General features: G+C 65.7%; 7 protein-coding genes. 3 read left to right on the forward strand and 4 right to left on the reverse strand.

All coding sequences use genetic code 11. From position 1 onward, the window contains the following. Positions 1 to 19: 19 nt before the first annotated feature. Complete coding sequence (locus ACLMAL_RS20035) at positions 20 to 556, reverse strand: YdcF family protein (protein WP_412000467.1); 537 nt, start codon at positions 554 to 556, stop codon at positions 20 to 22. 149 nt (positions 557 to 705) lie between these two features. Between ACLMAL_RS20035 and ACLMAL_RS20040 the strand changes: the two genes are divergently transcribed. Both ACLMAL_RS20040 and ACLMAL_RS20045 read left to right on the forward strand, forming a co-directional pair. After that, complete coding sequence (locus tag ACLMAL_RS20040) at positions 706 to 2,028, forward strand: UDP-glucose dehydrogenase family protein (protein ID WP_412000468.1); 1,323 nt, start codon at positions 706 to 708, stop codon at positions 2,026 to 2,028. 152 nt (positions 2,029 to 2,180) lie between these two features. After that, positions 2,181 to 3,503 carry an Hsp70 family protein gene (locus tag ACLMAL_RS20045; RefSeq protein ID WP_412000469.1) on the forward strand — a complete coding sequence of 441 codons (1,323 nt, stop codon included), beginning with the start codon at positions 2,181 to 2,183 and terminating at the stop codon, positions 3,501 to 3,503. 15 nt (positions 3,504 to 3,518) lie between these two features. Here the strand turns inward: ACLMAL_RS20045 and ACLMAL_RS20050 are convergent, their stop codons facing one another. The 3 genes from ACLMAL_RS20050 to ACLMAL_RS20060 all read right to left on the reverse strand — a co-directional run bounded on the left by ACLMAL_RS20050 (position 3,519) and on the right by ACLMAL_RS20060 (position 7,940). Beyond that, positions 3,519 to 4,799, reverse strand: coding sequence for a YibE/F family protein (locus ACLMAL_RS20050; protein WP_412000470.1), 1,281 nt, complete (start codon positions 4,797 to 4,799; stop codon positions 3,519 to 3,521). 436 nt (positions 4,800 to 5,235) lie between these two features. Further along, entirely contained in the window at positions 5,236 to 6,492 is a 1,257-nt protein-coding gene (locus ACLMAL_RS20055; protein ID WP_412000480.1) for a pyridoxal phosphate-dependent aminotransferase, read from the reverse strand. A gap of 107 nt (positions 6,493 to 6,599) precedes the next feature. Then, entirely contained in the window at positions 6,600 to 7,940 is a 1,341-nt protein-coding gene (locus tag ACLMAL_RS20060; RefSeq protein ID WP_412000471.1) for an XRE family transcriptional regulator, read from the reverse strand. Positions 7,941 to 8,202: 262 nt separating this feature from the next. Here ACLMAL_RS20060 and ACLMAL_RS20065 point away from each other — a divergent pair, with 262 nt between their 5' ends. Then, positions 8,203 to 8,658, forward strand: a complete 456-nt coding sequence (locus ACLMAL_RS20065; RefSeq protein WP_328412497.1) for a hypothetical protein — start codon at positions 8,203 to 8,205, stop codon at positions 8,656 to 8,658. Positions 8,659 to 9,091: the final 433 nt, after the last annotated feature.

Raw genomic sequence — 9,091 nt, forward strand, 5'->3', positions numbered from 1 at the left:
TCGGGTGAATTCGGCAGAGTCAGCAGGGTTCGATGACGGCTTTGAGATAGCCGGCGGATTGGTAGACGTAGTTATAGGCCCAGCGGGTGAGCGATAGGCGGGGGCGGGGGTCCAGGAAGAGGAGGTCTCCGTCCCAGCACCTTTCGAGGATGTGACGGGCCCGCGAGAGGTGGGGGGTGAAGGTTATGACGATGACTCGACGCCAGTTCTCGGCGCGGGCCAGCGCGGCCAGTTCGCGGCCCTCACCTCGAGTGGTGCGGGGGGACGGGTCGAAGCAGATGACTTCGAAGCTGTAGCCGCCGTGGCAGATTCGGTTGATCAGGGGGCTGTTCCCGTACGGGTCGGAGAAAAGGACTCGGGGCGCGTAGCCTTCGTGGGCCAGGCGCAGGGCCAGTTGTTCGCGGCCGTCGTGGGCGCCGCCGAGAACAAGGATGGCGTCGGCCTTTCCCGGCTGATCGGTGCGGGGGTCGACGTACACCGGCCAGAGCGCGGCAGTCAGGACGACGACGGCCGCGGCAAGGCTCGACAGGAACCAAAGTATTCTTCGGCGGCGCACCCGGTCGATGGTAGCTGGGGTGTCGCGGACAAGAAGTTCGCAGGTCAGCGCAATATTCGGGATTCATGTCGCCACCTGTACACCTGCTGTTGCCGCGACTCTTGCCTCGCTGACGTGGCGTGGCCATTGGCGAGGCCTATCAATCGATCATGCGATGCACAGTCTTCGGAACCGGGTACCTCGGGGCCACGCACGCAGCGTGCATGGCCGACCTCGGGCATGACGTGATCGGGGTGGACGTCGACCCCGGCAAGGTCGCGAAGCTGTCCGACGGGGTCGTGCCGTTCTATGAGCCGGGCCTGGAGGAGGTGCTGCGGCGGAATCTGGATGCAGGCAGGCTGCGGTTCACCACCTCCTACGCGGAAGCGGCGGCGCACGCGGACATGCATTTCCTCGGCGTCGGGACACCACAGAAGAAGGGTGAGTACGCCGCGGACCTGAAATACGTTCACGCTGTGGTCGATACGCTCGCACCGATGCTGGAGCGTCCCTCGGTGATCATCGGAAAGTCGACGGTGCCGGTAGGGACCGCGGCGGCATTGGGCGCGCGGGCCCGCAAGCTCACCGACACCGCGGTCGAGGTGGCCTGGAATCCGGAGTTCCTACGCGAGGGCTTCGCGGTGAAGGACACGCTACGCCCGGACCGGCTGGTGCTCGGGGTCGACAACCAGCGCGACGCCGCGGCCTGGGTCGAGGATCTGGTGCGGGAAATCTACGCCGATCTGATCGCGGCCGATGTGCCGTTCCTGCTGACCGATCTGGCCACCGCCGAGCTGGTCAAAGTGTCGGCGAATGCCTTTCTCGCGACAAAGATTTCATTCATCAACGCGGTCTCGGAAGTCTGCGAGGCGACCGGCGCCGACGTGACCATGCTCGCCGACGCGCTCGGCTACGACGCCCGCATCGGCCGCCGATTCCTCAATGCCGGATTAGGTTTCGGTGGCGGCTGTCTGCCGAAGGACATTCGCGCGTTCATGGCCCGCGCCGGTGAGCTCGGCGCCGATCATGCCGTCGCCTTCCTCCGCGAGGTCGACAACATCAACATGCGCCGTCGCACCAAGATGGTGGACATGGCCGCGCGGGCCTGCGGCGGTTCACTACTCGGCGCCAATGTGGCGGTGCTCGGCGCGGCGTTCAAACCCGAATCCGACGACGTGCGCGACTCCCCCGCATTGAATGTGGCGGGCATGATCCAGCTGCACGGCGCGGTGGTCACGGTGTATGACCCCAAGGCACTGGAGAATTCGCGACGCGTGTTCCCCACGCTGAACTACGCGACCTCGGTCGCCGAGGCATGCGAGCGCGCCGATGTGGTGCTCGTCCTCACCGAATGGGATGAGTTCGTCGCATTGCGACCGCAGGATCTGGACCCGGTGGTCCACGGCCGCTCGATCATCGACGGCAGGAACTGTCTCAATCGTGCCACCTGGAGAGCCGCCGGATGGGTGTACGCCGGACTCGGCACACCGTAGAGTTGCCTGGCGAGGCGGGGTCGACTGTCGGACAACCAGTCCTGCCTCAGGCATTGCCGATCGTCGGCGGTAGGGTCGGCATGAGCGGCCTATCCACCGGCGGGCGGCACAAGGCTCGCATGTCGTGGAGTGTGAAACGAGATGGGTAGCTGATGAGTTCGGTTCTGGGAGTTTCGGTGGGGGCCGGCGCAGTCCGTATGGCGCGGCCGCACGCCGCAAGCCCTCACGGACACATCGCACCACACTCGTTCGACCTGCAGTCCATCCCGGTCGGCGAGTATCAGGTGGAAGAGCTGGCCGCCGAGGCGATCGGCGTGACGCTGGAGGCGACCCCGGGTATCGAAGCCACCGCAATCGCCTACCGCAGCGAACAGCACGCCAGGGCGATCCGCGCATCCATGGCCCGTCAGCAGCTCACCAATTACGAACTCGTGCCCGAGATCATCGCCGCGCTCGAATTCGCCCACTCCACCGGCGATATTCGCGGCATCTCCTCGCTGGTGGTCTACGACCTCGGCAGCTCGGGACTTTCGGTCAGCGTCGTCGATGCCCAGACCCGTGAGGTCCGCCACAGCGAACGCACCAGCGATATCAGCGGTGACTACCTCGACTCACTCATCCGCGAGCAGCAGATCGCCTCGGGCCGGATCGCGCACCCTGCGGATCCGGCGGGCTTGGCCGCACTCGACGCGCTATGTCGCGAGGCCAAGGAACAGCTGTCCTCGAACACCGCTGTCGCCCTGCCGAGCGAACAGGGTCTGGTGCTGCTGGCCCAGGAAAACTTCGAATCGCTGATCATGCTGGCGATCGAATCGTCGGCGCGGATGGCGCGCGATGTGATCGTGCGGTCCGATCGCCCGGTACACGGTGTGCTGCTGATCGGTGGTTGCGCGCGAATTCCGCTGATAGCCAAGGTGCTCGAGCGGTGGATGGGTGTGCCGGTGATCGTGCCGGACAGCCCGGAAACGGTGATCACCCGCGGGGCGGCACTGCTGGCCCGTCCGGTCCGTCCGATCCGGGCTTCCACTCCCCCCGGCAGGATGCTCGATGACGATGAGCTGTCGCCCGCCTGGCTATCCGCGCCGCCCAAGCGTCATCGCAAGCGTGAGATCAACGGCGCGGTCCTGACCGTCAGCGCGCTGGCGGTTGTCGCCGCGATCGGTCTCGGACTGGGTTACGGACCGCAGGTGCTCGAACGCGATTCGCAGAGCAGCGAGCGGCCCACCTCGGTCTCCCCGACCAGCGCGCCGCGCACCACCACGCTCGATCCACAGATCGCGGTCGCCCCTGGCACGACGACCGAGACCGAGGAATCGGTCGCCGTACCGCCACCACGACGGCAGACGACAACGACGCCACCGACCACGACGCCGGGCCCGAATACGATTGTCGTGCCGGGGCTTCCGCCGATCGTGGTGCCGACAATTCCGACCGAGGTCTTCCCGTTCCCGCCGCCACCGCCGCCACCGCGGTAACCGGCGAGCCCACCCTCAGTTCTTCGCGTGCCGCGCACGACGCGCAGGCGCGGACGGCGCCTGCTGCTTGCCGCCGAACGGGCGCGCGAGCATGACCGCGATTGCGGTCGTCAGCGGAACCGACAGTGCGAGCGCGATGCCGCCGACCGCCGAGCGCGCGATCTCGATGGCCACCGCGTCGCCGGTCAGCACATCGCGGATGGAGCGGCCCGCGACGCTGAACAGCAGCAACAACGGCAGCGCACCACCGGCGTAGGCGAGCACCAGGGTGTAGACGGTGCTGGCGATGTGGTCGCGGCCCACTCGCATCGCGGCAGCGAAAACCTCGCGGCGCGAGGCCGATTCGTCGAGGGTGGCCAGCTCGAACGCGGCGGAGGCCTGGGTGATGGTGACATCGTTGAGCACACCGAGCGAGCCGATGATGAAGCCCGCCAACAGCAGCCCGGTAATGCTGACGTGCTGAATGTAGGTGGCGACGTTGGTGTTCTGTTCCTCCGACAGCCCGGTCAGGTGCGTCGTCTCGATCGCGACCCAGGACAGCACCGCGGCGAGCACCATCGATGTCAGTGTGCCGAGCAGCGCCGAACTGGTCCGCAGGTTCACCCCGTGTGCGAGATACAGCACGGCATAGAGAATCAGCGCCCCCGAGACAAGCGCGACGGGGATCGCGGGTTTTCCGTCCAGCAGCGCAGGCAACAGGAACCCCACCAACACGGCGAAGGCGAATATCAGTCCGAGCAGCGCGCGCAGCCCGCGCCAGCGCGCCACCAACACGATCACCACCACGAAGGCCAGCACGATCAGCAGCAACGGCAGCCCGCGCGAGTAGTCCTCGAAGGAGTACATCGGCGTGCCGTTCGGATCGGTCTGCCGGACCAGTCGGATGTGGTCACCGGCGCGCAGGTCGGGTTGTCCTGGGCCCGGCGCGATTTCGAGCAGCGTGTGGTTGCCCTTGTGCGGCCCGGAGTCGATGGTGATCAGACTGCGCTGGCAGGTGTAGGCGTTGTTGCGTGGTGCTTCCGGCTTGTCGACGAAGACCTTCCCGATCGAGGAGCTGCCGCACGCGCCGACGTCCTGTAGCACCACCGTCCCGGCCTCGGTCTCCACCGCGCCGCCGCCCGCACTCTGCATCGGCAGCGGGATGTCGACGTGCTGGGCGCTCGGCCACAGGACGATCGCGGCGATCACGACCAGCACACCGATGGCGGTGAGTAGCCCGACCACGACGCGGGCGGCATTGGTGCCGATCGCGATCGGTTCGGAATGGTCGTGGTGGTGGTGATGGTGGTCGGTCATGACACCGCCGTGCGCTGTGGCGACGGTGCGCTTGCTGCGCTCACTTACCGGGCTCCTGCCTGTCGGACGTGTGCTTGTCCGGTGCCGAGCTTAAAGGATTTCATTTTCAAGTCGGCGCGACGGACCGGAGCGGCGTTCGAGGCGAAATCCGGAACGGAGAAAGTGGGAGGGGGCGGCGGAGAGCAGGGGGATGTCTCCGCCGCCCGCGAGCTGGCGCCCAGGGGGGTAGGCGGCCGAACTCGAGGTCGGATCGTCCAGGGGGGGTAGACAACCCGACCGGGCACTCTAAAGTGCCAAGAGCCACTGTACACAAAAGGTCTTCTTTTGCGCTAGCTAGTCTTGAAAACTCGCCAATATCCATACGGTGAGTCGGTTTTTTACCGCGTAAGCGGGGCGGTTTGGTTGCCCCGAACACGCTGGGTCCCTAATCAGCCACTCACTGACGGTAGCTGGACAGGAAATTGCCGAAGCGCTCGATGGCCACCGCAAGATCCCGAGCCCACGGCAGCGTGACGATCCGCAGATGATCGTGATCGGGCCAGTTGAAGCCGGTGCCCTGCACCATCAGGATCTTCTCCTGCAACAACAGATCCAAGATCAGCTTCGAATCATCGTGGATCTCATAGACGTTCGGATCCAGCCGCGGGAACGCGTACAGCGCACCCTTCGGTTTCACACACGAGACGCCCGGGATCATATTGAGCCGCTCCCACGCGACATCACGCTGCTCGAGCAACCGCCCGCCGGGCAGGATCAAATCCTCGATGCTCTGGTGTCCCCCGAGCGCCACCTGAATCGCATGCTGTGCAGGCACATTCGGGCACAGCCGCGTCGAGGCGAGCAGGTCGATGCCCTCCAGGAAGCCCGCGGCATGCTCCTTCGGCCCGGTGATCGCCAGCCAGCCCGACCGGTAGCCCGCGACCCGGTAGGCCTTGGACAATCCGTTGAACGTCAGACACAGCAGGTCGGGCGCGAGCGTCGCCAGGGAAATGTGCTTGGCGTCGTCGTAGAGAATCTTGTCGTAGATCTCGTCGGCGAGCAGCAGCAGCCGATGCTTACGCGCGATATCGACCAGCTGCTGCAAAACCTCGGTGGAGTAGACCGCGCCGGTCGGGTTGTTCGGGTTGATCACCAACAGGGCCTTGGTCTTGTCGGTGATCTTCGACTCGATATCGGCGATATCGGGCTGCCAGCCGTTGGACTCGTCACACAGGTAATGCACCGGGGTGCCACCGGCGAGGCTGGTCATCGCCGTCCACAGCGGATAGTCGGGCGCCGGGATCAGCACCTCGTCGCCATTGTCGAGCAGCGCCTGCATGGTGATGGTGATCAGCTCGGAGACGCCGTTGCCGAGATACACGTCGTCGACATCGAGCTCGGGGAAGCCCGCGACCAGCTCGTAGCGGGTGACGATGGCGCGCCGCGCCGACAGGATGCCCTTCGATTCCGAATAGCCCTGGGCATACGGCAGCGCGGCGATGATGTCACGCATGATCACATCGGGAGCCTCGAACCCGAACGGGGCGGGATTGCCGATATTGAGTTTGAGGATCCGGTGACCCTCCGCCTCGAGCCGTGCCGCGTGCGCATGTACCGGACCACGAATTTCGTAGAGAACGTCCTGCAGCTTTGTCGACTGTTCCAGAACGCGCGGCGGATGATGCGGTAGATGACTCGGGCTCACCTGTCCAATGGTGCCATCCCGCCGCAAGCACTTATCGGCCTTATCGGCGCGGGGAGACCTGCGCCACTATCAACCCGGCACGCGCAGGGATGCGGGAGAAAACCGAGGTCGCGGGCTCAGGCCGACGAATTGCCCGGCGGAATGCCTTTGGCGGCGGTGATGCCGCAGAATTCCTCGATGCGTTCGTCGAGGAACCGCGCCTCCACCGCATCGCGGAAGGCGGGACCGGCGATGCGGCGCCGTACACCGGTGAGTCGCTCCTCCAATTGGGCGATGCGCTTGTCCTCGGCCAAACCGAGCACCGGATGCAGGGCCTCGGCCGCACCGTCCAGGCTGCCGTTGATCAGGTGCGCCGCGGCGCTGTCCACCCGGGCCAGGGATTCAGCGCCGTAGGAGCGCTGCTCGGTCGGACCGTTCGCATACAGCTCGATGGTTCGCTCGGTGGCGGCCAATGCGGGGGCCGCCTGGCCGAGGTGGATATATGTGGCGCCCGCGTAGTAGCTGGCCTTCGCCTCGTTGAAGCCGAATACGCCGCCGATCTCATCGTGCAACGTGTCGGTCTGGCCGGTCTCGCGCGCATCGTCCGCGGCCCGGATGCACCGATCGGTGTCGGCGGCACTGCCGAGCCGAGACCAGATCCTGGCCTCGATATTGAGCAGGCGGACCCGCGCAGTGGCCGACTCCGCGAACTCCTGCCCGCTCTGCGCGAGCAGCACCGCGCGGCGCGGCCGCTCCGACCAGTATTCGATGAGCGCATGCATGCCGCGAGTCCAGGCACGCAACCCGTTGTGGCCGCACAGTTCCGAATAGGCCCATGCGGCTCTGGCCTGTTCACCGGCCGCGTCGTAGTAGCCGAGGTCGGTGCTCGCGTTGGCGAGCAGACCAGAGAGAGTGCCTGCCAACAGATATAGGTGACTGGTGTCGGCGGGCCGCTGATGGCCCTCCAGTAGTCGGTACACCCGGCGACGCACCCGCAGCATCTCCACCATCATCGGAACCGGCGGAATGTGCACATAGTCGTTCGCGATGCGCGTGACATCGGCGTCGAGCTGTTCCAAAGTGGTTGCACCCACATTGGTGCTCTCGGCCTGGCCGGCGTGCTCGCTGGCCTCATGGGCAGCCGCCATGATCAGATCCCTCTCCGAAATCGCTGCTAACGCATCACCTCTCATCGCACCGGCATCTATGAGAGCCAGCAGGTCCGCGTCGCTCGAATAATTGGCGCGCGCCGCGGCGTCGGCATGCGCATCGAATCCTGGCGCGGCAGCACGATCAACAAGGGGTTGATCGATCAGCGCCGCAAACCTCGCCCGCACAACATCGTCGGACCTGGCCAGGGACGTATCGAGAGCGGCTTGATTGATCGGACGTGGGTGTACCCGGGCGCCGCCGGCCTCCCACTTCGACACCAGGCGTTCGTGCACACCCAGATGCGCCGCGAACTCCCGGAGACTCATCCGCTTGGCATCGCGAAGGGCACGGGCCTCTTTACCTGACCACTGCCGGACCACGATGTCATCCCTTCGAACGAACAACTCCTATCCAGGGTACGAGGGGTTTGTGAGTGCGGCCACAGTCAAAGGCAATTCGCTATCAAGCAAGGCAATCGGCGCAGGGGGCAGTCGCGTGAGGGGCAGCGGAATGGCAGTGGAAGGCGGGCGCGCGGGCAATACCGAACCGCCGCCGTTGCCGCGACCCTTGAAGCAGGAGGCGAGGAGTATGGCCGTGAACGTGGACAGGATCAGAACAGTCGACGATTGGGTGGCCTACTACCGGCACGAGTTCGGGCTACCGGTCAGCGAGCGAGGCGGGTTCGTGATGCTGCCGATTACCGGTCGAGTGTGTGTCGTACATCTGCCGACCGCCAGGGCCGAAAAGGTCATGGCGGCTTTGGAACAGCAGGGGACGAGGGGCCCCATGCTGGCCAGGCAGATCCGATGGAGCTTCCTTGCCGAGCCGGACAGCCGGCCGGGGACACAGGTATTGGAGGTGTTGAACCGTCTCGACATAGGCATACCTGCCATCGGCAGCGCCGTGATGTTGCCGACCGGACTCGGCCGCTGGACCCGGGAAGGGTGCTTCTGGGTCAGCCTGCCGAATCGGGGCGACACGCTCCCACCGCTTTCCGTCATCATCACGACGGCACTCGCGGTCGGAGCGGGCGGCGGGGATTGATTTGCGTCATCAATCCCCGCTGTCGCCGGCGCCGACCCGAGCCGGGCCCACCCCTATTTCCGGCAGTCGACAGGGGTGGACCCGGCCCTGGGGCCGTGACATCGAAGTACGCGCCGTGACATCCGCGGCGGAATCCGGCTGGAGCCGAAGGCATTCGGCTTCGACTAGGGCGCAATGCTCGGCGACGCATCGAGGAAGGCTCGCCGAGCAGCCCTAGGTTCTGTCTCGAAGTGAGTGAATGGGGTGGCTCCGCGCAGCGGTGCCACCCCATCAGCGTGCTCGATGGAAGCTGTTGCCCGCGTTGGTATATGGGTGAGGTCTCCGGTATTTCGGATTAGCGACCAAGCAAATCTGAATAGTGCCGGAGACCTCGTGGCCAGCGTAGCGGTAGCGGGGCGAGCGGACCTGACCGATGCCCAATGGGCGAGGTTGG

The sequence above is a fragment of the Nocardia sp. CWNU-33 genome, from assembly GCF_046764895.1.
Taxonomy (GTDB): Bacteria; Actinomycetota; Actinomycetes; order Mycobacteriales; family Mycobacteriaceae; genus Nocardia.